Origin of the sequence: Streptomyces sp. BV286, from assembly GCF_019090165.1 — a bacterium.
Classification (GTDB): Bacteria; Actinomycetota; Actinomycetes; order Streptomycetales; family Streptomycetaceae; genus Streptomyces.
In genome coordinates this window covers 1-26,277 of the sequence record NZ_JAHRIB010000073.1, presented here as the reverse complement: position 1 = coordinate 26,277, position 26,277 = coordinate 1, and the positions used below count along the sequence as shown (strand labels likewise).

The 26,277-nt window shown below is 71.8% G+C and carries 19 protein-coding genes; 6 read left to right on the top strand and 13 right to left on the bottom strand.

Going from position 1 to position 26,277, the window contains the following annotated elements:
- Nucleotides 1–8: 8 nt before the first annotated feature.
- The 3 genes from KUF83_RS10625 to KUF83_RS10615 are packed head-to-tail and all read right to left on the bottom strand — an operon-like array spanning nt 9 to nt 3,282.
- Complete coding sequence (locus tag KUF83_RS10625) at nt 9–812, bottom strand: ABC transporter permease subunit (RefSeq protein WP_308402964.1); 804 nt, start codon at nt 810–812, stop codon at nt 9–11.
- Nucleotides 809–2,353 carry an ABC transporter permease subunit gene (locus KUF83_RS10620; protein WP_217454365.1) on the bottom strand — a complete coding sequence of 515 codons (1,545 nt, stop codon included), beginning with the start codon at nt 2,351–2,353 and terminating at the stop codon, nt 809–811. Before KUF83_RS10620 ends, KUF83_RS10625 begins: the two co-directional genes overlap by 4 nt.
- Nucleotides 2,350–3,282 (bottom strand): ABC transporter ATP-binding protein, encoded by a 933-nt coding sequence (locus KUF83_RS10615; RefSeq protein WP_217454364.1) that lies wholly within the window; start codon nt 3,280–3,282, stop codon nt 2,350–2,352. Before KUF83_RS10615 ends, KUF83_RS10620 begins: the two co-directional genes overlap by 4 nt.
- A gap of 157 nt (nt 3,283–3,439) precedes the next feature.
- Here KUF83_RS10615 and KUF83_RS10610 point away from each other — a divergent pair, with 157 nt between their 5' ends.
- From KUF83_RS10610 to KUF83_RS10600, 3 genes are all read left to right on the top strand, one after another.
- Nucleotides 3,440–4,951 carry a histidine kinase gene (locus KUF83_RS10610; RefSeq protein ID WP_308402963.1) on the top strand — a complete coding sequence of 504 codons (1,512 nt, stop codon included), beginning with the start codon at nt 3,440–3,442 and terminating at the stop codon, nt 4,949–4,951.
- Nucleotides 4,952–5,076: 125 nt separating this feature from the next.
- On the top strand, nt 5,077–5,757 hold the full coding sequence (locus KUF83_RS10605) for a response regulator transcription factor (protein ID WP_308402966.1): 681 nt from the start codon (nt 5,077–5,079) through the stop codon (nt 5,755–5,757).
- Between the two features lie 159 nt (nt 5,758–5,916).
- A complete protein-coding gene (locus KUF83_RS10600) occupies nt 5,917–6,699 on the top strand; it encodes a trypsin-like serine protease (protein WP_217454375.1) in 783 nt (260 codons plus the stop codon).
- A gap of 191 nt (nt 6,700–6,890) precedes the next feature.
- Here the strand turns inward: KUF83_RS10600 and KUF83_RS10595 are convergent, their stop codons facing one another.
- The 7 genes from KUF83_RS10595 to KUF83_RS10565 form a co-directional block, all read right to left on the bottom strand.
- Nucleotides 6,891–8,240: a hypothetical protein gene (locus tag KUF83_RS10595; RefSeq protein ID WP_217454363.1), complete on the bottom strand. Its 1,350-nt coding sequence runs from the start codon at nt 8,238–8,240 to the stop codon at nt 6,891–6,893.
- 147 nt (nt 8,241–8,387) lie between these two features.
- Nucleotides 8,388–11,408 carry a glycoside hydrolase family 3 N-terminal domain-containing protein gene (locus tag KUF83_RS10590; RefSeq protein WP_217454362.1) on the bottom strand — a complete coding sequence of 1,007 codons (3,021 nt, stop codon included), beginning with the start codon at nt 11,406–11,408 and terminating at the stop codon, nt 8,388–8,390.
- A gap of 289 nt (nt 11,409–11,697) precedes the next feature.
- On the bottom strand, nt 11,698–13,338 hold the full coding sequence (gene cimA / locus KUF83_RS10585; protein WP_217454361.1) for a citramalate synthase: 1,641 nt from the start codon (nt 13,336–13,338) through the stop codon (nt 11,698–11,700).
- Nucleotides 13,339–13,668: 330 nt separating this feature from the next.
- Complete coding sequence (locus tag KUF83_RS10580) at nt 13,669–14,934, bottom strand: hypothetical protein (protein ID WP_217454360.1); 1,266 nt, start codon at nt 14,932–14,934, stop codon at nt 13,669–13,671.
- 190 nt (nt 14,935–15,124) lie between these two features.
- On the bottom strand, nt 15,125–15,619 hold the full coding sequence (locus tag KUF83_RS10575; protein WP_217454359.1) for a hypothetical protein: 495 nt from the start codon (nt 15,617–15,619) through the stop codon (nt 15,125–15,127).
- 103 nt (nt 15,620–15,722) lie between these two features.
- Nucleotides 15,723–16,811 (bottom strand): branched-chain amino acid aminotransferase, encoded by a 1,089-nt coding sequence (locus KUF83_RS10570; RefSeq protein ID WP_217454358.1) that lies wholly within the window; start codon nt 16,809–16,811, stop codon nt 15,723–15,725.
- 274 nt (nt 16,812–17,085) lie between these two features.
- Nucleotides 17,086–18,126, bottom strand: a complete 1,041-nt coding sequence (locus KUF83_RS10565) for a 3-isopropylmalate dehydrogenase (protein ID WP_217454357.1) — start codon at nt 18,124–18,126, stop codon at nt 17,086–17,088.
- A gap of 153 nt (nt 18,127–18,279) precedes the next feature.
- Here KUF83_RS10565 and KUF83_RS10560 point away from each other — a divergent pair, with 153 nt between their 5' ends.
- Nucleotides 18,280–19,884: a metallophosphoesterase family protein gene (locus KUF83_RS10560; RefSeq protein WP_217454356.1), complete on the top strand. Its 1,605-nt coding sequence runs from the start codon at nt 18,280–18,282 to the stop codon at nt 19,882–19,884.
- A 62-nt stretch (nt 19,885–19,946) separates the two neighbouring features.
- Here the strand turns inward: KUF83_RS10560 and KUF83_RS42590 are convergent, their stop codons facing one another.
- On the bottom strand, nt 19,947–20,075 hold the full coding sequence (locus tag KUF83_RS42590; RefSeq protein WP_269252186.1) for a hypothetical protein: 129 nt from the start codon (nt 20,073–20,075) through the stop codon (nt 19,947–19,949).
- Between the two features lie 488 nt (nt 20,076–20,563).
- Here KUF83_RS42590 and KUF83_RS10555 point away from each other — a divergent pair, with 488 nt between their 5' ends.
- Complete coding sequence (locus KUF83_RS10555; RefSeq protein ID WP_217454355.1) at nt 20,564–22,477, top strand: glycoside hydrolase family 97 protein; 1,914 nt, start codon at nt 20,564–20,566, stop codon at nt 22,475–22,477.
- Between the two features lie 170 nt (nt 22,478–22,647).
- On the opposite strand, the gene pruA is transcribed toward KUF83_RS10555, so the two are convergent.
- Both pruA and KUF83_RS10545 read right to left on the bottom strand, forming a co-directional pair.
- Entirely contained in the window at nt 22,648–24,279 is a 1,632-nt protein-coding gene (gene pruA, locus KUF83_RS10550) for an L-glutamate gamma-semialdehyde dehydrogenase (RefSeq protein WP_217454354.1), read from the bottom strand.
- A 65-nt stretch (nt 24,280–24,344) separates the two neighbouring features.
- Complete coding sequence (locus tag KUF83_RS10545) at nt 24,345–25,271, bottom strand: proline dehydrogenase family protein (protein WP_217454353.1); 927 nt, start codon at nt 25,269–25,271, stop codon at nt 24,345–24,347.
- Nucleotides 25,272–25,459: 188 nt separating this feature from the next.
- On the opposite strand from KUF83_RS10545, the gene KUF83_RS10540 reads away from it, so the two are divergent.
- A partial coding sequence (locus KUF83_RS10540) for a PucR family transcriptional regulator (RefSeq protein ID WP_374106037.1) occupies nt 25,460–26,277 on the top strand: 818 nt, incomplete at its 3' end.

Sequence of the window (26,277 nt, the reverse complement as noted above, 5' to 3'; positions counted from 1 at the left end):
ACGTTCCCCTACGCGTCCCGGGCCCTGAACGCCGCCGCCGCGACGAGGAGGGTGCCCAGCGCGTACGCCGCCAGGACGCCGAGGCCCGGCCACGGGCCGATCGGCAAACGGGACAGATCCTTCGTGGCCCGGATGGCGAGGCCGGCCGGCATGGGCGCCCAGCGTTCCAGACGACGGCTCCAGGCCGGGTCGCTCAGGAGGTCCGCCACCACCGGGACCACGTACAGCAGGCCGAGGCCCGCGGTGACGGCGCCGGTGCTGTCCCGCAGCAGGGCGGCCAGCCCGAGGCCCAGCAGGGTGATCAGGGTGAGGCAGAGGACCGAACCGAAGGCCGCGCGGAGGGTGGGTCCGTCGGCGAGGGACGGCAGCGGGTAGCCGGACTCCGCGGTGAAGACGTCACCGGGAAGGAGGAGCCTGCCGAGGAAGAGGGAGGCGAGGACCGCCACCGCTGCGGCCACCGCGGTCGCGGCGGCCAGGACGGCCGCCTTCGCCGCGAGCAGCGGCACCCGGTGCGGCATGGCCGTCAGTGTCGTACGGATCGTGCCGGTGCCGTACTCCGCGCCCATCGACAGCGCGCCGAGGGCCAGGGCCGCCGCCTGGCCGAGCCAGACACCCGTGAGGCTCAGCTTCACCGTGTCCTCGCGGCAGGCCTCCGCCGACGCGCAGAGGCCGGTGCCGACGGAGGCCGCCGCGGCCGCACCGACCGCGACCGTGAGAGCCACGGTGGCCGCCAGGAGCCACCAACTGCTGGGCACTGTACGGAACTTGGTCCACTCGGCGTGGAGCGGCCCGAGCACCGCCGGGCGGCTCACACGTCCCTCCCGCGCAGGCGCCGAACGGCCAGCGCCAGCGCCACCGCCACGTACGCGCACAGCACCGCCAGGCCGTTCCAGGGATCCAGGGGGTAACAGCCGCTCTCCGGCAGGCAGTTGTGGGCCACCTGCGGGTAGTAGGTGACCCCCTGCTGGATCGCGAACGCCGCCGCGGGAGTCAGCCGAAGCAGCCACTCGGCGACCGGCAGGGGCAGAGCGAACGCCAGGATCTGCGGGAGGATCACCAGGACCACCACCACCGTGATCGCCCCCGCGCTGCTGCGCAGTACCGCACCCAGGGCCAGGGCGAGGACCGCGACCAGCGACAGCAGGATCGCGCTGCCGACGATCGCCCGGGCGGCGGGTCCCTCCAGCAGGGAGAGGTCCGGGTACGCGGGAGGCCTGAACCCGTTGGAGCGCAGCCGGTCCTGCGCGAGCGAAAACGACAGGGCCGCCGCCACGAGCCCCGCTGTGAACGTCACTCCCCCGATCACCAGGGCCTTCGCCGCCAGGACCTGCCCCCGGCGCGGACTCGCCGTGAACGTCGTACGGATCATGCCCCGCTTGTACTCGGCGGTGAGGAAGAGCGCGCCGAGCGTCACCATGAACAGCACGCCGACGAAGACGCCCTGGAAGCTCATCTGGACGGTGTCACCACCGGTCTGGTCCGGGGCGATGTCGCCCTGCCCGGTGAGCGTGAAGCTGCCGCCGCCGGTGATCTGTGTGCTGCCGGGCACCGGCCGGGCCGGGCCGGACTCCGGGAGGTCCGGGTCCTCCGGATCGGGGGCGCCCACGTCGGTGCTGGTCCAGGAGGTGCCCGCGGTGGCGCCGCGCAGCCCGGCGTGGTCGAAGGCCGCGGTGGCGGTCGCGCTACCCGCGGTCTCGGAGGTGCCTCCGAAGGAGCGGCGCAGCGTGCGATGGGCCGGGGTGGCGACGAACAGACCCGCGCGGGCCGTCTTCGCAAGGTCCGCCGGGCGTACGGTCGCGATCTTCGTCCACCTGCGGCCGTCCGGCGACTCGTAGCCGGTCAGCTCCTGGCCCGAACGCGTCAGCCTGAGCCAGCGAGCGGTGGCGGACGACCCTGCCCGGTCGTGGGTGAAGTCCCACTGCATGCGGACGCCGTGGTCCGGCGTCACCATCAGGGCCACGTACGAACTGCCGGGTTCCGTACTCGACTTGATGATGACGCCGGCCTTCGCCCACGGCTCGGGAGAGCGGTCCGCCTGTCCCTCGACGCCGGACACGTGGACCGTGACGCTGCCGTTCCCCGTGAGCGGCCGGTGGACGAAGCGGAAGCTGTCGTCCACGCGGGTGCCGTCGGGCGCGAAGGCTGATCTGGGCCCGCCGTTGGGGTCGTCGGTGGTGCCGCTCGCGCCGAGCTGCGAGATGCCGACGGTCGCGGCGACCGCCAGCACGAGGATCAGCAGCCAGCTCTGCACGGTCCAGAACTTGCTCCACTCCGCCCGCAGCAGCCGGACGAACCCGGCCCGGCCCGGCTGGAGCCGGGAACGGTAGGGGGCGTGCGTAGCAGGCGCGGTCATCGTGCCACCCCGCCGTTCGCGGTGGAGGTGAACTCCGCGGCGTCGCGGGTCAGTTCCATGTACGCCTCCTCCAAGGTGGCCCGGTGGGCGCCCACTTCGGCGAACGGGATCCCGGCCTCGGCGAGGAGTGCCACGATCCGCTCCGACGGCAGCCCGGTGACGGTGAGGGTGTCCCGGCCGGTGACGGCGACCGTGCCGCCCCGGCCGGTGAGCAGTTCCATCGCCTCGGTACGCGCGCTCGTGCGCAGGGCGACGCGGTCGCCGGACGCCGCGGCCAGCAGGTCGGCGACGGCCGTGTCGGCGATCAGGCGGCCACGGCCGACCACCACCAAGTGGTCGGCGGTGTCCTCCAGTTCGCTCATGAGGTGGCTCGACACGAGGATGGCCCGGCCCTCGGCAGCCAGGCTCCGCAGCAGGCCGCGGATCCACTGGATGCCCTCGGGGTCGAGGCCGTTGACCGGCTCGTCGAGCAGGAGGACGGGTGGGTCCCCGAGGAGCGCGGCGGCCACGCCGAGGCGCTGGCGCATGCCGAGTGAGTAGCCGCCCGCCTTGCGGCGCGCCCCCTGCGCCATGCCGACCTGTTCGAGCACCTCGTCGACCCGGCGCAGGGACAGGCCGTGCGAGTGCGCCAGCCACCGCAGGTGGTCGCGGCCCCGGCGGGCCGGGTGCAGTGCGGCCGCGTCGAGCAGCGCGCCCACCTCCAGCAGGGGGGCGCGCAGGTCGTGGTAGGGGCGGCCGCCGATGAGGGCGGTGCCCGTGTCGGGGGCGTCCAGACCGAGTACGGTCCGCATGGTCGTCGACTTGCCCGCCCCGTTGGGGCCGACGAAGCCGGTGACCTGGCCCGGTTCGACCGTGAAGGAGAGCCCGTCGACGGCGACGGTCCGCCCGAACCTCTTGTGCAGGTCGAGGACTTCGATGGTTGCGTCCATGCTCAGCGAGGTTAGGGACCGTCCTTCGTGGCGTCGTCCCGGCCGCGAGCGGTCTTCGCCGCCCCCGGCCCGGGGGACGGTATCCCTCGTGTGGGGGACTCGCGCACGGCTGACCAGGGGGACGCGGTCCGGCGCCGACGACGGCACAATGGCGGGCGTGGACGAGAAGGACGAGGTGAGAGCGGCGAGGGCGGTCCCGGATTCCGCGGAACTCGCGGGCAGAGTGAGGCAGTTGGTACCGCTCCGTCGGAGGGCGTCCGGCGGCGGTCGGCTCCCCGCCCGCGGCCGTGCCGCTCGAACGGCCCGTGCCGCCCGCGCCCCGGGGGACGCCTCCCACGGCACGAGCACCCCCGCCCTCGCCTCCTCCACCGCCTCGGCCACCGCCTTCGCCTCCTTCGCCTCCTTCGCCTCCTTCGTCTCCTTCGTCTCCTTCGTCTCCTTCGCCGGGCGCTTCTCCGTCGTGCCCCGACCCTCCGCCGGTCCGGGGCCCCTCTCCCCCTTCTCCCCCCTCGTGTTCTCCGCCGGTCTCGCGCTGCTCGCCTGCGTCGAGATCCTCGTACGAGCCGCTGGCCTGCGCGGCAACCTCGCGCTCGCCGTGCTGCTCACCCTGTGCACGACCCTGCCGGTGGGCCTCCTCCTCGCGCCGGAGCGCGGTGCGGGCACCCGCAACGCCGCCGCGATCGCGCTCACGACCGCCTGCGTCCTGGCCCTGGAACCCTTCCACGTCCTGACCCTCTCGGGATCGGTGGCCCAGCTGGCGGCCGTCCACCTGCTCGGACGGGCCGGGGCTTCCCTGCTCAGCGGCCTCCTCGTACTCCCGTACGTCGGCCTGGCCGTGGCGGCCGCCGCGGGCTCCGGCGGCTCCACCGTCCGCGTCGTGACCGTCCTGCTCGCCACGCTCGGCTCCGCCGCCGCGGCCACCGGCATCACCCGGCACGTACGGACCACGGCACAGGCCAACAGTGCGACGGAGCAGGCCTTCGCCGACACGCTCCTCGAGCACGCCGCGCGGGGCGAACGGGCCCGTATCGCGCGGGAGTTGCACGATGTCGTCGCGCATCACATCTCGATGATCGCCGTGCAGGCCGAGACGGCACGGCTGACCACGCAGGGGATGCCCGCCGACGGCGCGACCCGGCTGCTGGCCATCGGGGACACCGCGCGGGCCGCGCTGACGGAGATGCGGCGGCTGCTCGGGGTGCTGCGCGAGGACGCGGACGCGGGAGTCACCCGACGCCCCCAGCCGGGCTTGCGCCAGCTGATGGAGCTGATCGACGAGTCCCGGGACGCCGCGGGTTCCGGCACCCGGCTGATCGTCAGCGGCACGGTCGCGCCGCTCGACCCGGGGATCGAGGTCACCGCGTTCCGTATCGTCCAGGAGGCGCTGACCAACGTCCGCCGGCATGCTCCCGGAGCCGCCGTCGACGTCGAACTCCGTTACGGAAAAGACGACTTGGAGATCCGTGTGCGCGACAACGGCCCGGGCCCCGGGCCCGGCGCCGGTCCCGGGTCCGGTCCCGCCCACGCCGCGGACCGGGCGGGGCACGGCCTCCTCGGCATGCGGGAGCGGGCGGCGACCGTGGGAGGCACCCTACGCACCGGGCCCGCACCCGGTGGCGGCTTCATGGTCGAGGCACGGCTCCCGACACGGGCGGAGGCCCTGGCGTGACAGACCCCGCAGGAACCACCGCGCGGCGTTCCACGGCAGCCGCCGTGCCGGGCTCCGCGGCAGCCGCCCCGCCGGATTCCGGAGCGGCCGCCGAGGCTCCCGGACCGGCCACCGAGGGCGGGCCCGTGCGCATCGTCGTCGCCGACGACCACGAGGTCGTCCGGGCCGGATACGCCGGACTCCTCGCCACCCAGCGGGACTTCGAGGTCGTGGGCACCGCCCGGGACGGCGCCGAGGCGGTCCGCGTGTGCCGCGAACAGCGGCCGGACGTGGTGCTGATGGACGTACGGATGCCGGTGACGGACGGCATCCAGGCCACCGCGGAGCTGATGCGCCGGGCCGAACCCGCCCACCCGCCCCGCGTGTTGATCCTCACCACCTTCGACCTCGACGAGCACGTGTACGACGCCCTCACCGCCGGGGCGAGCGGCTTCCTCCTCAAGGACGTCACCGCGGAGCGGCTCTTCGACGCGGTGCGGGTCGTCGCCGCCGGGGATGCCCTGCTGGCGCCGGCCGTGACCCGCCGGCTCATCGCGGAGTTCGCGCGGCTGAGACCCCGTGCGCCGGACCGGCCGGACGGGGACGCGCTCGCCGCCCTCACCCCCCGCGAGACCGAGGTGCTGCGACTGCTCGCCGAGGGGCTGTCGAACCCCGAGCTCGCCGGACGCCTCCACGTGGGCGAGGAGACGGTGAAGACCCACGTCAGCCGGGTCCTGGCGAAGCTCGGACTGCGCGACCGGACGCAGGCCGTGGTCATGGCGTACGAGACGGGTCTGGTCGTGCCGCGGTCGGGGAGCACCGGCTGACCGGATAGGAGCGGCTGGTTCCCACCCCTTGTGGCGGCGCTCACAGCGTTCGCATAATCCCTCAACAGAAAATGACCGGCTCATGCCAGGTACGACGTGACTTTTTCTTCTGGATTTGGCATGCGCCTGTCACTTCCACCCCCCACGGAAGGCATCACGTTGAAGAACCTCCTCAAGACGCTCAAGAGATGCGCGGTCGCCGGCGCGGCCGCCCTCGCGGTCGTCAGCCTTCAGCCCGTCTCCCCCGCGCAGGCCGCCCCGGCGCCGGTCGTCGGCGGAACCCGTGCCGCGCAGGGCGAGTTCCCGTTCATGGTCCGGCTCTCCATGGGCTGTGGCGGCGCGCTCTACACCCAGCAGATCGTGCTCACCGCCGCGCACTGTGTGGGCGCCACCGGCAACAACACGAGCATCACCGCCACCGCCGGCGTCGTGGACCTCCAGTCCACCGCCGGCCGGGTCCAGGTCAGGTCCACCAAGATCTACCGGGCCCCCGGCTACAACGGCACCGGCAAGGACTGGGCGCTCATCAAGCTCGCGCAGCCCATCAACCTGCCGACGCTGAAGATCGCCACCACCACGCAGTACAACACCGGCACCTTCACCGTCGCCGGATGGGGTGCGGCCCGGGAGGGCGGCGCCCAGCAGCGCTACATGCTGAAGGCCAACGTGCCGTTCGTCAGCGACGCCACCTGCCGCTCCTACAGCGGGTACAGCGGTCTCGTCGCGAACGAGGAGATCTGCGCCGGGTTCGCCGCGGGCGGCGTGGACACCTGCCAGGGCGACTCCGGCGGCCCGATGTTCCGCAAGGACAACGCCAACGCCTGGGTCCAGGTCGGCATCGTCAGCTGGGGCATAGGCTGCGCCGGGGCCAATGCCCCCGGTGTCTACAGCGAGGTCTCGACCTTCTCGTCCGCCATCGCGTCGGCGGCAGCCACACTCTGACCCCCGGGACGGGGGCGCGGGGGACGCGCCGCGATACGCCTCGCACCCCGAGCCCCGTCCCGCTCAGCTCAGCTCAGCTCAGCTGAATGACCACGACGCCTTCGGGCCCGGCGCCAGAACCGCGCCGGGCCCGAAGGCGTGTCGTACTCCGGCCGCCCGAGTCGCGGACCGCCGGGCCGATGCGGGAGGGCTCAGAAACCCCCGCCGAAGTCCCCGCCCCCGCCGAAGTCTCCGCCGCCCCCGAAGTCGCCTCCGCCGAACCCTCCGCCGAAGTCGTCGGAGTTGAAGTCGGCACCGGACGTGTCCCCGCCCTCGTACCCTCCACCGCCGAAGTCCCCGTACCCGGAGCCGTAGTCGGCCGCGTACGCCGGCCCGGCCATCATGGAGCCGAGCATCGTGCCGACGAGCAGGCCCGGCAGGATGCCTCCGCCGAAGTAGCCGCCCGCCCAGGGGCCGTACGCCGGGCCCGCGTCCCAGTAGGGGCGGCGGCCCGCGTCCGTGTCGACCTCCCGGACGGCGGGGTCGTGGCCGTCGTCCAGCCGGGTCCGGTCCGCGGCGCAGACCGGCACCTCGCGGGTGGCCCCGCCCGGCGGCGTCCAGGTGGCGTCGGCGACCGACGGCCCGTGGCGCGGGTCGAAGAAGCAGGGCGCCCGCCGCTCGGGGACGGGCGCTCCCTCGCGGCGCGCGGCGAGCACGGCGAGGGAGAAGCGCCCGTCCTCCAGGGACTGGGTGACGGCCCGCACCTCCTCGGGGCGGGTGGCCGCCGCCATGAAGGACTTCGCCTTGTCGTACGCGTCGAGGGCACGCTCGTAGTCGGCGCGCATCGCGTCGTCCGCGCCGGGCTCCGCGGGGTGGAAGTCGAGCCGGTCGAGTTCCTCGCCGAAAGCGGTGATGTCCTCGTCCACGACGACCCGCAGCTTGTCGAGCGCGGCCCGCCGCTCCGCGTCCTTCCTGCGGCGGTTGCGCCGCACGAGGGTGTACGCGCCGGCGCCGCCCGCCAGGGCCACCGCGCCGACCCCGATCAGGGCGCCGGTGTCGACGCCGCCACCGCCCTCGCTCCAGCCGCTGGGCGCGGAGCCGCCGACGTTGGCGAGGGCCCGGTCCGTGAAGTCGTCCAGCTGGGCCTTCGTGCTCTCGCCCTGGACGCTGGTCACAAGGTTGCGTACGCCGTCGACCGGCAGGACCGAGGAGTCGGCCTTCGCGTCGAAGTCGTCGCCGACCCGGACCGCGTACAGGCCCGTGATGCCGGTGGCGGTGCGCAGGTTCCGGAAGAGGTTCTCCTTGGGGAAGTCCGCGGGGAGCACGGCGACGAAGACCGGCTTGTCCGCCCGCTCGATCTTCTCGGCCAGGGCGTCCGCGTCCGCGTCGGACAGCTGCCCGGACAGGGACGGATCGACGTACACGGGACTCTCCCGCAGGGCGTCCGCCACCGTCGAGACGTCCGTGGCGGCGCGGGCGTCCGTGGCCCCGACGGACAGCACCGCCAAGGCCGCGAACGCGATCAGGAGTACGGACAGTCCTCGTGTCAGTGCGGCCTTCATACCTTCGAAGCTACTCCTGGCCGCCGCTTTTGGCGGCCCGCCCCTCCTGTCCGTTCCGCCGCCGCCCCCGCGGGCCTGCCCCTGTCAGGACTCCGGCCCAGTGGGTGCCGCGCGCCGCGCGGTGCGCGGCACCCACCGGGAGCCCGGTCAGGCCGCCGAGTACGCGGCCGTCAGCTTCGCCACCGCCTCCCCGTACCGCCCGGTGAGCAGCAGGTGGTCGGCATCGGCGAAGGGCTTCGCGACCGCGGCCGTGATGTCCTGGCCGACCTTCTGCTGGACGAGCAGCCGTGCCTTGGTGACGATCACGCGGCCCGCCTCCTGTGAGCCGGTCCTCTCGGCCAGGGCCGCGGCGACGGCGAGGGCCTTGAGCGTGGTCCGGCCGCCCTCCGGCACCTTGGTCCGTGTCGTGAGGCCCCACCCGTACGGGAACTGCGGGTCGTACGAGGCGTCGCCGACGTTGATGGGCAGCTGGGCCTGCGACTTCGGCCAGGTGACGGGCAGCTGTCCGCTGAAGGCCCGCTTCCCGTAGAGGACGTCCGCGACGCCGTCGCCCTCCGAACCGGGGAGCCACGAGGCGACCAGGGCGTCGATGTCGCCGAGCTGGTCGCCGACGAGCTGCGGCCTGCCGGAGACGATGAGCACCGCGCACTTCATGGCGCCGCACACCGTGTCGACGGCGGCCCGGTCGGCGGCGGAGAGCAGCAGGTCGTGGCCGTTGCCGACGTCTCCGACGCCTTCCGCGTACGGGGTCTCGCCGACGACCACGACTCCCACGTCGTGACCGTCCGTCGGCGCGGTCGCCTCCTTGGAGTACGTGACCGGGCCCCCGGCCCTGCGCATCCCCTCCAGGATCGTCGTCCCGTCCGTGGTCTTCCCGGACGAGCCCTGCCAGGTGATGGTCCAGCCGCCGCTCTGGTTGCCGATGTCGTCGGCGTTGGACCCGGCGACGTAGACCTTCTGCGACTTCTTCAGCGGCAGCACTCCGCCCGCGTTCTTCAGCAGGACCTGCGACTTCGCGGCCGCCTCCCGGGCCACGGCCCGGTGCTCTGCCGAGCCGATCGCCGAGGCCCCGCTCGTGTCGGCGTACGGCTTCTCGAAGAGGCCGAGCCGGAACTTCTGCGTGAGGATGCGGGACACGGCGTCGTCGATCCGCTTCCCGGTGATCCGGCCCGCGGTCGCCTCGTCCGTCAGCGTCCTGTGGAAGTCCTTGTACGCGTACGGGACCATGATCATGTCCAGGCCGGCGTTGACCGACGTACGGACGTCGCTCGCGTAGTCGCCGGGGATCTGGTCGATGGCCTGCCAGTCGCTGATCACGAAGCCGTCGAAGCCCATGCGGCCCTTCAGCACGCCGTTGATCATCGCCGCGTCGGCGTGCATCTTCACGGGCCCCTCGGCGTCGCCGAGGACGTCGAGCGAGGAGTAGGAGGGCATGACCGTGCCGACGCCCCGGTCCACGGCGTCCTGGTAGGGCGCGAGGTGGACGGCCTCCAGTTCCTTGCGGGTGACCTTGGTGATGCCCTGGTCGATGGTGTACGTGCCGGTCGTGGACGAGCCGTACTCCGTGCCGCCGTCACCGACGAAGTGCTTGGCGGTGGCGAGGACCTTGTCGTTCCTCTTGAGGTCCTTGCCGCTGGGCGCCCCCTGGAAGCCCTGGATGACGGTCTCCATGGACTCGACGAGCGCCGGGTCCTCGCCGAACGACTCGTACGTCCGGCCCCAGCGGTCATCGCGCGTCACGCACAGGCAGGGCGCGAAGTCCCACGGGATGCCGGTGGCGCGGACCTCGGCGGCGGTCACCCTGCCCGTCTCGTGGGCGAGTTCGGGGTCGCGCGACGAGCCGATGCCGATGTTGTGCGGCATGATCGTGGCGCCGACGAGGTTGTTGTGGCCGTGCACCGCGTCCACGCCGTAGATCAGCGGGATCTGGAACCGTGTGGCCTGCGCCCGGAGCTGGAAGCCGTCGATCATCTTCGCCCAGGCCCCGGCCGTGTTCGGGGTCGGCGTGGAGCCGCCGCCGGAGAGCAGTGAGCCGAGGTCGTACGCGGCGATGTCGCCCGGCGCGGTGAGCGCGCCGCGCTCGGCCTGGGTCATCTGCCCGGCCTTCTCCGCGAGGGACATCCGGGAGAGGAGGTCGGCGACACGCTTCTTCACGGGCAACTTGGCGTCCAGATACGGCAGTCCGTGGGCGTCGACGACCACCTGCGGGTTCTCGGCGGGCGGCTTCGCGCCGGTGACCGTCAGTTTCAGCGGGACGGTCTCGGCCGACTCGTCCGCGCCGTCGCGCAGGGTCGCCACCGTCACGGTCCGCGAGGTGCCGGAGGCCGTGCCCGCGGGGAAGGTGAGCTCGCCCTCGACCGGGGTGAAGTCCTTGCCGGGCTCCCCCGTGCCGCCGGCCGTCTCGTACGCGACGGTGACCGGCTCCTCGATCGGCGCGGAGCCGGTGGTGGCGACGGTGATCTTCACCGAGGCCGCGCGGCCCTCCTTCACGGGGTACACGGCGGCGTCCGTGACCACGTTGGCCCGCAGCGACTGGTCGGCCCTGCCGTACAGCTCCACGCCGTCCATCGCGAACCGGTCCTTGACGCCGACCGGGAGTGTGAGCGCGTACCCCCACATCTCGGTGAGGCCGAGGACCTGGTCGATGCCGCCGACGGGTTGGTAGTCCGTACGGTAGGTGAAGTCGGTGAAGGGGATCTCCAGCTGCTTCCAGCCGGTGAAGTCGTCGGTGAAGGACGTCGTCCACAGCTCGGAGGCCTCGCCGTTGGCGCCGCCGTCCTTGAGCTCGAAGTTGACCTTCTTGCCGTTGTCGCGGCCGTCCCACCAGAAGCGGATGCCCTTGCGCGCGGACCAGTCGTGGGCAGGCGCGTCGAAGGCGAAGTCGTGGGTGAAGCCGCCGTAGCCGCTGATGTCGTACGTGCCGGCGAGGACCTTGTCGCCCTGCGGGGCGTCGTCGCGGGCGGCGAGTTCCAGGGTGGGCGGGTCGTCCGTGTCGCTGCCCCAGGTGAAGATGCCCTCGGCGGGCGGGTTCGCGAACGGCACCTCGCCCTCGAAGTTGTCGACGGGGGTGGGTGCCGGGTCGGCCGCTCCGGCGGCGGGTGCCGCAGTGGCGAACGGGAGCAGACCGGTGAGCAGGGTGGCGGAGACGAGCAGGGCGGTTCTTCGCATGGACCTTCCCTCGGCTCTCGTAAGTCTTGTTGCCTCATGTCTGAGTTCTCGTACGACTTAGATCACGCCGTGAGTCAACTGGTGCCCCGAGGAGCCGTCAAGAGTTCACGCCAGAACCGGTTCGACGGCAACTCCCGCCGGAATCCGGCCGGTTGTCGTTCAACCTGTGAACGCCGCGGGCCACGGCGGGGGTTGCCCTGCCCCCGCCGCCCTCGCCGCCACCGGCCGTTCCGTCACCGCTCGGGGACACCGTCCGCGATCCCCCGCCCCGGGGGCACCCGGCACCGGGTCACTCGGCCGGTTCGACCCCGGCCCGCAGGAGCCCGTACGTGTAGGCGTCCTCAAGTGCCTGCCAGGACGCGGCGATCACGTTCTCGGCGACGCCGACCGTGGACCACTCGCCCGCGCCGTCGGACGTGGAGATCAGGACCCGCGTCGTGGACTGCGTGCCGTGCTTGCCCTCCAGGATGCGGACCTTGTAGTCCACCAGCTCCAGCTTGGCGAGCTGCGGGTACAGCTTCTCCAGGGCGACCCGAAGGGCCCGGTCGAGGGCGTTGACGGGACCGTTGCCCTCCGCCGTGGCGACGATCCGCTCGCCCTTGGCGAAGAGCTTGACCGTGGCCTCGTTGGCGTGGCTGCCGTCGGGACGGTCCTCGACGATGGCGCGCCAGGACTCGACCTCGAAGTACCTGCGGGCCCTGCCCTCGACCTCCTCCCGGAGCATGAGCTCGAAGGAGGCGTCCGCGGCCTCGTACGTGTAGCCCTTGAGCTCGCGTGCCTTGACCCGGTCGACGACGCGGCCGATCAGCTCGCGGTCGCCGCCCAGGTCCACCCCCAGTTCCTTGCCCTTGAGCTCGATGGAGGCGCGGCCCGCCATGTCGGAGACGAGCATCCGCATGGTGTTGCCGACCTGCTCGGGGTCGATGTGCTGGTACAGGGCAGGGTCGATCTTGATGGCCGACGCGTGCAGGCCGCCCTTGTGGGCGAAGGCCGAGACTCCGACGTACGGCTGGTGCGTGGACGGGGTGAGGTTCACGACCTCGGCGATCGCGTGCGAGATACGGGTCATCTCGGACAGCGCGCCCTCGGGAAGGACCTTCTTGCCGTACTTGAGCTCAAGGGCCGCGACGACCGGGAAGAGGTTCGAGTTGCCGACGCGCTCGCCGTAGCCGTTCGCCGTGCACTGGACGTGGGTCGCGCCCGCGTCCACGGCGGCGAGGGTGTTCGCGACGGCGCAGCCCGTGTCGTCCTGGGCGTGGATGCCGAGGCGCGCGCCGGTGTCGGCGAGGACGGTGGCGACGACGGCCTGGATCTGGGCGGGCAGCATGCCGCCGTTGGTGTCGCACAGCACCACCACGTCGGCGCCGGCCTCCGACGCCGCCCGGACGACCGCCTTCGCGTACTGCGGGTTCGCCCGGTAGCCGTCGAAGAAGTGCTCGCAGTCGACAAAGACGCGGCGGCCCTGGGAGCGGAGGTAGGAGACGGTGTCGCGGACCATCTCCAGGTTCTCCTCGAGGGTCGTGCGCAGCGCCAGCTCGACATGCCGGTCGTGGGACTTGGCGACGATCGTGACGACGGGCGCGCCGGACGCGACCAGCGCCTTGACCTGCGGGTCCTCGCCGGCCTTGCCGCCGGCTCTGCGCGTGGCACCGAAGGCGACGAGCTGGGCGTGCCGGAAGTCGATCTCCTGCTGGGCGCGGGCGAAGAACTCGGTGTCGCGCGGATTGGCCCCCGGCCAGCCGCCCTCGATGAAGCCGACGCCGAAGTCGTCCAGGTGCCGTGCGATGGCCAGCTTGTCCGCGACGGTGAGGTTGATGCCCTCTCGCTGCGCACCGTCGCGCAGCGTCGTGTCGAAGACGTGGAAGTCGTCGTCGACGCGGGAGGGACCGCGACGGGAGGAGTCGCGATTCTCGTCGGTTGCGTCCGTCATCTCTTGTGGCTCCTGTATCGGATTCGGTCTACCGGAATGACCGGCTCCACCGTCCATGATCTCTCGCGCTCCGGTTCCGGCTGAAGGTGGGCCGTGAAACAGAAAAACCTCTCGCGGGTGCGAGAGGTCTGCGCGCGGGTCAGGGCGAGGGTGGCCGCCTGTACGTGGTCGTACGGGGCGGTCACTGCGGACCGGCGCGCCTGCTGCCAATAATCGTGGCGAACGAGAGCACGGAGGCAGTCTGGCACAGCACCGCCCCCGCGCCCACGGGTGTCTCAGTATGCGAACGTCACGTCACTCGGCGCGACCGTCCGCCGGGCGCGGCCCGTCTCAGCGCAGGTGGCGGACGTACGCGTGCTGGTGGTCGTAGCTGTCTCCGGGCACCAGGTCGGCCGAGGAGGAGCTGAACGCCACCCGGCGGCCCTGCGCGTCGATCACCGGCGAGTGCGCCTCGTCGTCGTTCGGTCCGCCCTCGGTGTCGGCGCTGACCAGCTCGGTGGCGCCGGTCCGCAGATCGCGTACGTACACGTGGGTCGTGTGGTCACCGGCGGCCGGTGCCGACGCGACGAAGGTGAGATGCCGGTTGTCGGCGCTGAGCGCGGCGGAGCCGGTCGCCTCCGCGGGGTCGGCGGCGTCGATCCGCCGCAGGTCACCCGTCTTGAGATCGCGGATGAACGCGTTCTGGGTGCCGTTGGTGTCGCCCGGTGTCAGCTGGGAGTCGAGCGAGCGGAACAGCGCGTAGCGGCCGTCCGCGCTGAGGGACGAGTACTCGGACTGGCCGTCGGAGACCGCACCGTCCGGCGCCTTGTCCACCTGCCACAGTTTCCCGCTCGGTACGTCGCGGACGTGGATGTCGCTCCAGTCCCCGCGGGAGGGGAACGGCACGAAGAACTGGTAGCCGACCCGCTTGCCGTCGGCGCTGATCGAGAGGTTCGTGACGGACCTGCGCCGATCGGGGTCGGGCACCTCGCTGACCCGGACCGCCGTGTCCGTCCTGCGGTCGACCCGGTAGACCCGGCCGTCCCCGTCGGCCTCCGGAGAGAGCTCCGAGCGGCTCGCGACGAGGGCGACATAACGGCCGTCCGCGCTGATCACGGGGGCCCCGGCGGTGTCGTAGCCGGGCGCGAACCCGTCCTCGATCCGCTCGATCGCGCCGGTGCGGAGGTCCTTCACATAGACGTGCGAGCGACCGCCCGTGTCGCCCGGGACCAGGTCGGTCGCGTCCGAACCGAACGCCGCGTAGCGGCCGTCGGCGCTGAGTGAGAGGTCGAAGACGCGGGCGTCGCTCTGGCCGCCGCCCGCCGTGGTGTTCACCCGCCGGGTGACACCGGTGCGCAGGTCCCGCACGAAGGCGTCGCTCTCGCCGTTCGTGTCGTCCGCGACGAGATTGGCCGCCTGCGACACGAAGGCCAGGTACCGTCCGTCGGCACTGAGCCCCCTGGCCGTCGACCAGCCGTCCCCGTCGGTGCCGTCCGGGGCCACGCTGGCCTTCTCGGTGCGCGGCGCGGGCTGCGGCGCGGCGGACGCGGGCAGCGCGACGCCGGTCAGCCCGATGATCAGGGCAGCGCCGAGCGCGGCCCTCTGTGCAGTGGTCATGGTTCTCCCCGTGTTCCCCGTGGTCACTTCTCCCCCGGCCCGAAGCCGGGGCCCACGGCCATGCAAACGCACCACGAGCGGACGGGTCAATCGGTCGGATTGAGTACAACCCGGACGGGGTGTCAGGCGTCCGGGAGGGCCGGCGGCCATCGAATACCGGCGGGACGACCGGTGTCGCGTCGGCGGGCGATCAGCCGGCGGCCTCCACCCGGACGGCGTCCGGGACGAGCCGGGTCTCGTAGCCGCCGGAGCAGTCACTGGCCTCGACGGCGACCTCGGCGCCGCAGGAGCAGACGCGGTTGACCCCGAGGAAGGGGCTCGCGCCGCAGCAGCCGCCCCATCGGGAGGTGTCGGGGTGGAAGTCGAGGTCGACCACGTCGAGCGGGTGCAGGACGTACGTGTCGCGCGGTCCGGTGGAGATCAGCGAGCCCCGCTCGTCGGACATCCACATGCCGCCGGGCACGACCCCGTCGTACGCGTCCTCGTCGCCCTCGTACGGTTCGTAGGGCGCCCCGAACGGCTGCGGATCGACCACGTAGGTACCGCGCGGCACCGTCGCCGGACCGTGCCGGCGTCCTTCCGCGTCGGGTTCGCCGTCCCAGGCCTGGCGCTCGGGCGTCTCGTCGAGTCGCCGGACGGGTGCGGTCAGCCGGCGCCCGCAGGCGGCACAGGATATTTCGTTCACTCGTACGTTCTACCCGACTGTGCCGGGCGGTCCTGCCGGGCCGTGGAAAGAGCCCCCGCCCCGTTTCGGCGGGGGCGGGGGCGGGAAAGCGCTTCGGGGCAGGTCAGCCCAGGTTGTGCATCCAGCCGTGCTTGTCCTCGGCGACACCGCGCTGGATGTCGAGGAGCGCCTCGCGGAGCCTGACCGTCACCTCGCCGGGTCCGCCACCGCTCTGCTGCCACTCCCCCGCGTGGCTCTTGACGGTGCCGACGGGGGTGATGACCGCCGCGGTGCCGCAGGCGAAGACCTCGGTGAGCGTGCCGTTCTCGGCGTCCCGCTTCCACTGCTCGCTGGAGACGCGGGCCTCCTCCGACCGGTAGCCGAGGTCACGGGCGACCGACAGGAGCGAGTCGCGGGTGACGCCCTCCAGGATGGAGCCGGTGAGGGTGGGCGTGACGATCCTGTCCCCGTACACGAAGTACAGGTTCATGCCGCCCAGTTCCTCGACCCACTTGTGCTCGACGGCGTCGAGGTAGCAGACCTGGTCGCAGCCCTTCGCCGCCGCCTCGGCCTGCGCGAGCAGGGACGCGGCGTAGTTGCCGCCGGTCTTGGCGTCGCCCATGCCGCCGGGAACGGCGCGCACCCGGTCCTCGGAGAGCCAGATGGAGACGGGCTTCACGCCGCCGGGGAAGTAGGCGCCCGCGGGAGAGGCGATGACCAGGAAGAGGTACTCGTTCGCGGGCCGCACGCCCAGGCCCACCTCGGTGGCGATCATGAACGGGCGCAGGTAGAGCGACTCCTCGCCGCCGTGCGCCGGCACCCACGCGCTGTCCTGCCGGATCAGCACGTCGCAGGCCTCGATGAAGGTCTCGACGGGCAGCTCGGGCATGGCCAGCCGGCGGGCGGACGCCTGGAAACGCAGGGCGTTGCGGTCCGGACGGAACGTGGCGACGGAGCCGTCGGGCTGCCGGTAGGCCTTCAAGCCCTCGAAGATCTCCTGCGCGTAGTGCAGGACGCTCGTCGCGGGGTCGAGGGCGAGCGGGCCGTACGGGACGAGCTGGCCGTCGTGCCAGCCGCGGCCCTCCGTCCACTTGATCGTCACCATGTGGTCGGTGAAGTGGCGGCCGAATCCGGGGCCGGCCAGGATCGCCTCGCGGTCCGCTTCGGACAGCGGGGTCGAGGAGGGCTTGAGCTCGATCGTGGGCGTCGTCATGAGTGGTGTCCTTCACCGGTTGTGTGTGTCGGGCCGCGCTCACGCCTGTACTGCCAGTGGCCAGTGTTAGGACGTCCGAGCATTCCCTCATTCCGCGGCTTCGCGTTCGATTATCGCGCGAGACGAGCCGAATGGGGTCACCACCCGTGCCATGGAGGCCTCGGGGGGCGAAACGGTGTGAATGCGGCCCAGGGGTTGATGGTGGCACCCGGCGAGGCATACGAAAAGCCGCCGGGTGCGGATGCGACCCGGCGGCTGGGGTGGTACCGGCGGGTCAGCCGGATACTCGGGCGGCGAGCGCGTCGCCGATCTCCTCGGTCGTGCGGGCCGTGGTGCCGCGCTCCGCGAGGTCGACGGAGACGGCGTCCTCGATGCGGGCGGCCTCGGCCTCGAAGCCGAGGTGACGCAGCAGGAGGGCGACGGACAGGACGGTGGCGCTGGGGTCGGCCTTGCCCTGGCCGGCGATGTCCGGGGCCGAGCCGTGCACCGGCTCGAACATCGACGGGAACTCGCCGCTCGGGTTGATGTTGCCGGACGCGGCGACGCCGATGCCGCCGGAGACGGCCGCGGCGAGGTCGGTGATGATGTCGCCGAAGAGGTTGTCGGTGACGATCACGTCGAAGCGGGCGGGGTCCGTGACGAGGTAGATCGTCGCGGCGTCCACGTGGATGTAGTCCGTGGTGACCTCGGGGAACTCCTCGGCCACCTTGTTGAAGACGTTCGTCCACAGGTGACCCGCGAAGGTCAGCACGTTGTTCTTGTGGACCAGCGTGAGCTTCTTGCGGGGGCGGGCCTGCGCGCGGGCGAAGGCGTCCCGGACCACGCGCTCGACACCGAAGGCCGTGTTAACGGAGACCTCGGTGGCGACCTCGTGCTCGGTGCCCTTGCGGATGGTGCCGCCGTTGCCGGTGTACGGGCCCTCGGTGCCCTCGCGGACGACGACGAAGTCGATCTCCGGCTGGCCCGCGAGGGGGGTGGCGACACCCGGCAGGAGCTTCGACGGGCGCAGGTTGACGTGGTGGTCGAAGGCGAAGCGGAGCTTGAGCAGGAAACCGCGCTCCAGGACGCCGGACGGGACCGACGGGTCACCGATCGCGCCGAGCAGGATGGCGTCGTGCTTCTTCAGGGCGTCCAGGTCGGCGTCGGTGAGGGTCTCACCGGTCGCGTGGTAGCGCTGGGCACCGAAGTCGAAGTCCTTGGTCTCCAGCTTCACATCCTGCGGGAGGACGGCCGAGAGGACTTTCAGGCCTTGGGCCACGACTTCCTGGCCGATGCCGTCACCGGGGATCACTGCGAGATTGATGCTGCGAGACATGTCGGCACCCTACTCCTCGTCCCACGGGATGACACGGTGCGTCCGCCATACGGACATCGCCGGGCGTCCGCCCGAGGGGAGCGCATCAATCTGTCGGTTCCCGTTCACCTGTACGTATGGCGGTTGTTGGGGCGTGCTGGGAAGTTCACCGTCATGACCGCGCCTTCCTGGGGGACGCCCCCCGGACCCCCCGTCCCCGACGTCGGCATCCCGCCGCGTCTCGCACGCCGGATGAGCATGGCGGAGCAGTACGAGTACCTGCGGACGAAGTTCTCCCGCCGCCGCGCCCTGGTGGGTGCGGGCGCGGTGGCCGGCGGGCTGCTGACCGGCTGTTCCGCCCCGGGTACGGACACGGCGCGCCGGACGGCCTCTCCCTCGTCCACCTCGGCCTCTTCCGCCGAGCGGGTGGACGGAGCGGTCGTCATGCCCTTCGGCCGTCATCTCGCCTTCGGCGCGGACCCGAAGACCCAGATGCGGATCTCCTGGCAGGTGCCGCTCGCGGTCAGGAAGCCGTACGTGCGGGTGGGGCTGCGGCCCTCGGAGCTGAGCCGGAAGATCGACGCCGAGGTCCGCGGCCTGCACACGCCCGGACTCGAAGGCATACGGCTCGCCCTCGACCAGTACTACCTGCACGCGGCACTCGACGGCCTGCGGCCCGGGACGACGTACTACTACGGCGTCGGTCACGAGGGGTTCGACCCGGCGTCCAGGGAACGGCGTTCCACGGTCGGCTCGTTCACCACGGCCCCGGCCCGCGCGGAGAAATTCGTTTTCACGGCGTTCGGCGACCAGGGCGTCACGCCCGACGCGCTCGCCAACGACAAGCTCATCCTCGGCCGGGAACCGGCCTTCCACCTGCACGCGGGCGACATCTGCTACGCGGACGTGACGGGCCACGGCAAGGAGTCGGACAGCTACGACCCCTCTGCCTGGGACCTGTTCCTCAAACAGACGGAGACGGTGGCGAAGACGGTTCCGTGGATGGTGACGACCGGCAACCACGACATGGAGGCGTGGTACTCGCCGAACGGGTACGGCGGACAGTCGGCGCGCTTCTCGCTCCCGGACAACGGCTTCGACGCGAAGAACGCCCCGGGCGTCTACTCCTTCACCTACGGCAACGTCGGAATCGTGGCCCTGGACGCGAACGACGTGTCGTACGAGATTCCCGCCAACAAGGGCTACTCGGACGGCCGTCAGACGGCGTGGCTCGACAGGCGGCTCGGCGAACTGCGCAAGGAGGTGGACTTCGTGGTCGTCTTCTTCCACCACTGCGCCTACTCGACGTCGACGCACGCCTCGGACGGCGGCGTACGGGACGCGTGGCTGCCGCTGTTCACCAAGCACCAGGTGGACCTGGTGATCAACGGCCACAACCACGTGTACGAGCGGACCGACGCCATCAGGAACGGCGCGGTGGGCAGGCCGGTGCCGGTCGGCGCGTCGACCGATCCGACGCGGGACGGGATCGTGTACGTCACGGCCGGCGGCGCTGGCAAGAGCCTGTACAGCTTCCCCTCGGGGGTGAAGGACAGCCACGAGGGGAAGATCGCCGACCGGGAGTCCGTGGAGACCTACCACTGGACCAGGTCGCGCGACCAGAACCCGGACACCGTGGAGTGGTCACGGGTGCGGTACACCGGCTACTCGTTCCTCTCCGTGGAGGCGGAGACGGGACCGGCTCCCCGGCTCAAGGTGTCGGCGCTCGCCGAGAGCGGCAGGCGCATCGACCACTTCGAGGTGCGGCGCGGGGCGTGAGGCCCCGCACCGCACCCCGTGCGGGTGCGGCTCCCGGCTCCTGCGGCAGTGGCCGACGGCGCTCAGTGGCCCGTCGAACCGCCGTTGTCCCTGCGGTCGAGGGCGCGCTGCAGCGCCGCTGCGGCGTTCTTGCGGTCGGACTCGCTCGTACGGGAGACGTGACGGACTCGGCGGACGGTCGTCTCGGCCATGGTGAATCGACTCCTTGCCTCCGGCAGCGGCCGCCGGAAGTGCGATGAGGGATTTACGAGACGCCGGATGGGGCGGGGAGCGGTGCCGCAGGGGTTGCCTGCCAGGGGCTCCGGCTCACGACCGCCATTCGCTTGGTCTAGCGAGACGTTCGGCTCCTACAAAGCTAGGTGAGGACCGCGCATCTGTCTGCACAGTTACTCGGACTTCCTACTATCTGAGACGGCGACTTGGGTCACACCGCTCTGACCTGCGCTTACGGTGTGGAGCGGTCGGCCGCTCCACCATCGCGGACGCACTGCCCCTCGCCCTCGGCCACGCGGGAAGCCGCGAAGGGGAGCCTGCGACCCGCCTTACCTCCCCTCTTACTGAACGATGCATCAGCAATCCGATGTCTGATGCTGTCGGATTCCTTGACATGCCCCAATACCCCCTCCACTCTCACATTCACCGGTCAGTCATCGGATGACTTCGACAGGAGGGGTTCCACATGGCGGTCCCATCCCGGACCCGCACGATCGCACTGACGCTCTGTTCCGCACTCCTCGCCACCGCCGCGGCGACGCTCCCGGCCCGCGCGGAGAACGCGGCGCCCGCCACCTCCTGGGAGGTCCGCGGCCCCCACGGCTCCCCCACGGCGGTGGTCTCCCTGGACCCGGCGGACGGCCGCCCGGCCCTCGCGGTGGGACGTGCCGGCCGCACGGTCCTCGAACCGTCCCCCCTCGGCCTGGTCACCGAACGGGCCGACTTCTCCCGGGGGTTGACCCTCACCGGCCGCTCCGACCGGACGGTCACCGAGCGCTACACCGTCCCGACGGGCAAGTCCCGCGAGCGATCGGTGCGGATGACCGAGTCCCGCTTCCGCTTCCGCACCGCGGCCGGAGCCCGCATGGACCTGCTGACCCGCGTCGCCCGGGACGGCGTCGCCTACCGTTACGTCCTGCCCGACGACCAGGGCGACGTGGTCCGGGAGGCCTCCGCCTTCACCCTCCCCGCCACCGCCGAGGCGGTCGTCAGCCGCTACCGCGCGGACAACGAACTCCCCTTCACCCGCTACCCGTCGGCGGCCTCGGCGCCGGCGGGCGCGTACTCGATGCAGGCCCTGTTCACGACGGACGGCGGCCACGCGCTGATCGCCGAGTCGGACCTCTCCGGCAGCTACGCGGGCGCCCACCTCACCCACACCGCAGGCTCGCCGACGTTCGGCGTGGGTCTGTGGAACGACGAACCGGTCCAGGTGTCCGGCAGGCTCACGACCCCCTGGCGCGCGGTGGTCACCGGCGATCTCGCGACGGTCACCGAGTCGACGTTCACCGACGACCTCGCTGCGGGGTCCCGTGTCCGGGACACCTCGTGGATCAAGCCCGGCGCGGCCCTGTGGACATGGCTGGCGGGCGGCAAGGAGGCGGGCCAGAGTCTGGCGGCGCAGAAGAAGTACGTCGACTACGCGGCCGAGCGGAACTGGCCGTACGAAGTCGTCGACGCGGGCTGGTACTTCAAGCCCGGCGAGTGGGAGGTCATCGACCCCGACTGGCAGACGAACAGCTGGATGCCCGACCTGGTGCGCCACGGCGAGGAGCGCGGTGTCGGCATCCACGTCTGGCTCCACTACACCCTCTTGACCGACCCCGCCGAACGGGAGAAGTGGCTGTCCACGCTGGAGCGTTGGGGCGTCAAGGGCGTGAAGATCGACTTCATGGACTCGGAGTCGCAGGAGCGGATGGCCTGGTACGACGACATCCTCGCGGCCACCGCGAAGCACCACCTGCTGGTCAACTTCCACGGCTCCACGATCCCGAAGGGCATCCAGCGCACCTGGCCGCACGTGATGACCCTGGAGGGCGTCGGCGGCGAGGAGAAGCGCAACAACACCGCCGAGCAGCTCGCCGTGCTCCCCTTCACCCGCAACGTCATCGGCTCCATGGACTTCACCCCGGGCGCCTTCCACCGTCCGTTCCGCCCCAACGCCGGTTCCGACGCGGGTGAGTTGGGCCTGACCGTCCTCTACGAGTCCGGCATCCAGAACCTCGCCGGCACCCCGGAGTCGTACGACGCCCGGCCTCAGGCCCGCCGCTACCTGGAGCAACTGCCCACCGGCTGGGAGGAGACACGCCTGCTCACCGGCGACCCGGGGCGCTCCGCCGTCCTGGCCCGCCGAGCGTCCGACGGCCGCTGGTTCGTCGGCGGCACGATCGCCGGCGCGGCCCGGAGTGTGGACGTACCGATGCGCCTGGGGGCCGGAAGGTGGCTCGTGGAGACCGTCACCGACGGTCCGTCGGGGCTGGTCCGCGCACCGCACGTCGTCCGCGGCGGCGGCACCCTCACCGTGCCGGTGGTGGCGGACGGGGGCTTCGCGGCGCTGGCCTGCCGCTGGTACCCGGGCCGCACGAGCTGCGACCGCTGACGCCCGCCCGACCGGCGCCCCCGCGCGAAGGAACGCCCGCGCGGGGGCGCCGGTGGTTTCGGCCAGGGCTCGCGCGGGGGCGGTCGCGCACGCACGCCGCCCCCGGCCCGGAGGGATGCGTCCGGGGCGGGGGCGGTTCAGTGAGACGTCTGCCCGTGTTCGGGGACGTCTCAGCCCATGTGCGGGTACGGGTAGTCGGTCGGCGGGACCAGCGTCTCCTTGATGGCGCGGGTCAGCGTCCAGCGCATCAGGTTCTGCGGGGCGCCCGCCTTGTCGTTGGTGCCGGACGCGCGGCCGCCACCGAAGGGCTGCTGGCCGACGACGGCACCGGTCGACTTGTCGTTGATGTAGAAGTTGCCCGCCGCGTAGCGGAGCTTGTCCATCGTGTACGCGGCGGCGGCGCGGTCACCCGCGACGACCGAGCCGGTGAGCGCGTAGTCCGACACCGACTCCATCTGGGTCAGCATCTCCTCGTACTGGTCGTCCTCGTAGACGTGCACGGCGAGGAACGGGCCGAAGTACTCGGTGGTGAAGACCTCGTTGGCCGGGTCGGAGCACTCCACGACGGTCGGGCGGACGAAGTAGCCGACCGAGTCGTCGTACGTGCCGCCCGCGACGATCGTGCAGCTCGGGTCCTCGACGGCCCGGTCGATCGCGGCCTTGTTCTTGGCGAAGGACCGCTCGTCGATGACCGCGCCGATGAAGTTCGACAGATCGGTGACGTCACCCATCGTGATGCCGTCGATCTCGGCCGCGAACTCCTCCTTGAAACCGGAGTTCCAGATGGAGGCGGGGATGTAGGCGCGCGAGGTGGCGCTGCACTTCTGGCCCTGGTACTCGAAGGAGCCCCGGGTGAGCGCCGTCTTGAGGATCGCACGGTCGGCGCTCGGGTGCGCGACGACGAAGTCCTTGCCGCCGGTCTCGCCGACCATGCGCGGGTACGTGCGGTACTTCTCGATGTTGTTGCCGACCGTCTTCCACAGGTACTGGAAGGTCTTCGTGGAGCCGGTGAAGTGGATGCCGGCGAGGTCGCGGTGCTCCAGGGCGACGTTCGAGACCTCGATGCCGTCGCCGGTGACGAGGTTGATGACGCCCTTCGGCAGGCCCGCCTCCTCCAGGAGTTGCATGAGCAGCACGGCGGCGTGGGTCTGCGTGGGGGACGGCTTCCAGACGACGACGTTGCCCATGAGAGCCGGGGCCGTCGGCAGGTTGCCCGCGATGGCCGTGAAGTTGAACGGCGTGATCGCGTAGACGAAGCCTTCGAGCGGGCGGTGGTCGAGGCGGTTCCACACGCCCGGCGAGTTCGCCGGCGGCTGCTCGGCGAGCAGGTCACGGGCGTACTTGACGTTGAAGCGCCAGAAGTCGACGAGCTCGCAGGGACAGTCGATCTCGGCCTGCTGGGCGGTCTTGGACTGGCCGAGCATGGTCGAGGCGGCGAGGGTCTCGCGCCACGGGCCCGCCAGCAGTTCGGCGGCGCGCAGGATGATCGCGGCGCGGTCGTCGAAGGACATCGCGCGCCAGGCGGGCGCGGCGGCGAGGGCCGCGTCGATCGCGTCCTGGGCGTCCTGCTGGGTGGCGTTCGCGTAGGTGCCGAGCCGCGCCTTGTGGTTGTGCGGCTGTACGACGTCGAAGCGCTCGCCGCCGCCCATCCGCTTCTCGCCGCCGATGGTCATCGGCAGGTCGACGGGGTTCTCGGCGAGCTCCTTGAGCTTCGCCTCCAGGCGGGCGCGCTCGGGAGAGCCGGGGGCGTAGCCGTGCACCGGCTCGTTGACGGGGGTGGGGACCTGGGTGACGGCGTCCATGAGTTCCGTGACTCCTTAGTGAGCGGGTGTTTCGGGGCTCGTGCCCTTGTTCTCGGCTCTGGTGGTCAGCTCTTGGTGAGGATCGAGCGTCCGAAGAAGAGGAGGTTGGCCGGCTTCTCGGCGAGGCGGCGCATGAAGTAGCCGTACCAGTCGGTGCCGTACGCGGTGTAGACGCGCATCCGGTGCCCTTCGGCGGCGAGCCGCAGGTGCTCGTCGCTCCTGATCCCGTACAGCATCTGGAACTCGTACTCGTCCGGCTTGCGGCCGGCGCGCCGGCCCAGCTCCTGTGCGATGGAGATCAGACGCGGGTCGTGGGACCCGACCATCGGGTACCCGTCGCCCTCCATCAGGATGCGCAGGACCCGCACGTACGCCTTGTCGATCTCCGGCTTCCGCTGGTACGCGACCTCGGCGGGCTCCTTGTACGCGCCCTTCACGAGCCGTACGCGGCTGCCGTTCGCGGCGAGGCGGCGGGCGTCGGCCTCGGTGCGGAAGAGGTAGGACTGGATGACGCAGCCGGTCTCCGGGAAGTCCTTCCGGAGCTCCTCGTGGATGGCGAACATCGAGTCGAGGGTGGTGTGGTCCTCGGCGTCGAGCGTGACGGTCGTACCGATGGCCGCGGCGGCCTCGACGACCGGACGGACGTTCGCGAGGGCGATCTCGTGACCGCCGGGGAGTGCCTGCCCGAACATGGACAGCTTCACGGACATCTCGGCCCGCGTCCCGAGGTCCAGCCCCTTGAGACGGTCGATGAGCTCCAGATAGGCGTCCCGGGCGAGGGAGGCCTGCTCGGGCGTGGTGATGTCCTCGCCGACGACGTCCATGGTGAGCTCCAGACCCCGGCCCGCGAGGTCCTGGATGATCGGCACGACCTGGTCGACGCTCTCGCCCGGGATGAAGCGGTCGACGACCGGCCCGGTCACCGGGGCCGCCGAGATCAGACGGCGCATCCGGTCGCTGCGCGAGGCGGCGAGAATCACGGGTCCCAGCACGGGGCACCTCCACAACAAGGCCGGCGGAAGGCCGTACCCGCCATGTGCGGCGGTCGGATACGGCACGGAGAACCACCGTGAAACCTAAGGATCGCTCCGATCGTCGGCCATCGACAGCTGTCACGCATCCGTGCCCTGGATCTCAGACAGATGTACGAAGGCGCGGGAAAATGGGGGAGAATGCCCGGGTGACGCCGGAACACAAAGGTGACTACCAGGAACTGGTCGACGAGATCTCGGAGCTCCTCGGCGCCCCCGCGACGCTGGAGAACCGCGACTTCGAGCTGATCGCCTTCGGCGCGTACGACAGCGAGGGCGAGCTCGACGCCTCCGCGCTGGACCCCGTGCGCACCCGCTCGATCCTCACGCGCCGCTCCACGGCGGCGGTCCGCACGTGGTTCGAGAGTTTCGGCATCACGCGGGCGACCGGTCCGGTGCGCATCCCGCCGACCCCGGAGGCGGGCGTCCACCGGGGCCGTGTGTGCCTCCCGGTACGCCATCGGGGGGTCGCCCTCGGCTATGTGTGGCTCCTGGCCGACGAGCCGGGCCCCACGGAGCGCCAGCTCGCCGCGGCCATGGAGGTGACGCCGCGCATCGGCGACCTCCTCGCGGACGAGGCCCAGGCGGGCGCGGACCTCAGCCGCGAGCTCCGCGCCGTCCTCACCGCCGGGAGCGGGTGGCAGCGGGACATGGCGGTGACGGAACTGCGCACGGCCCTCGGGCCCCGCGGCGAGGGCCTCCACACGCTGGTCTGTGTGGCCCCCTGGCCGTCGGCCGACCCCGACGACACCCCGTCCGTCCGCACCATCCCGGGGGCCACCGCCCTGTGCGCCCTCCCCTGGGAACCCACCGGCCAGAGCCTGGCCCTGCTGGTCCGCCTGCGTTCCCCGGAGGCCCTCACCCCGGCGACGACGGCGGCCGCGCGCCTGCTGGAGAGGGCCGAGGAGGTGCGGGGAACCGGGGGGACGGCCACCGAGGTCCCGGGGCCCGCGCGCCACCGGCCGGC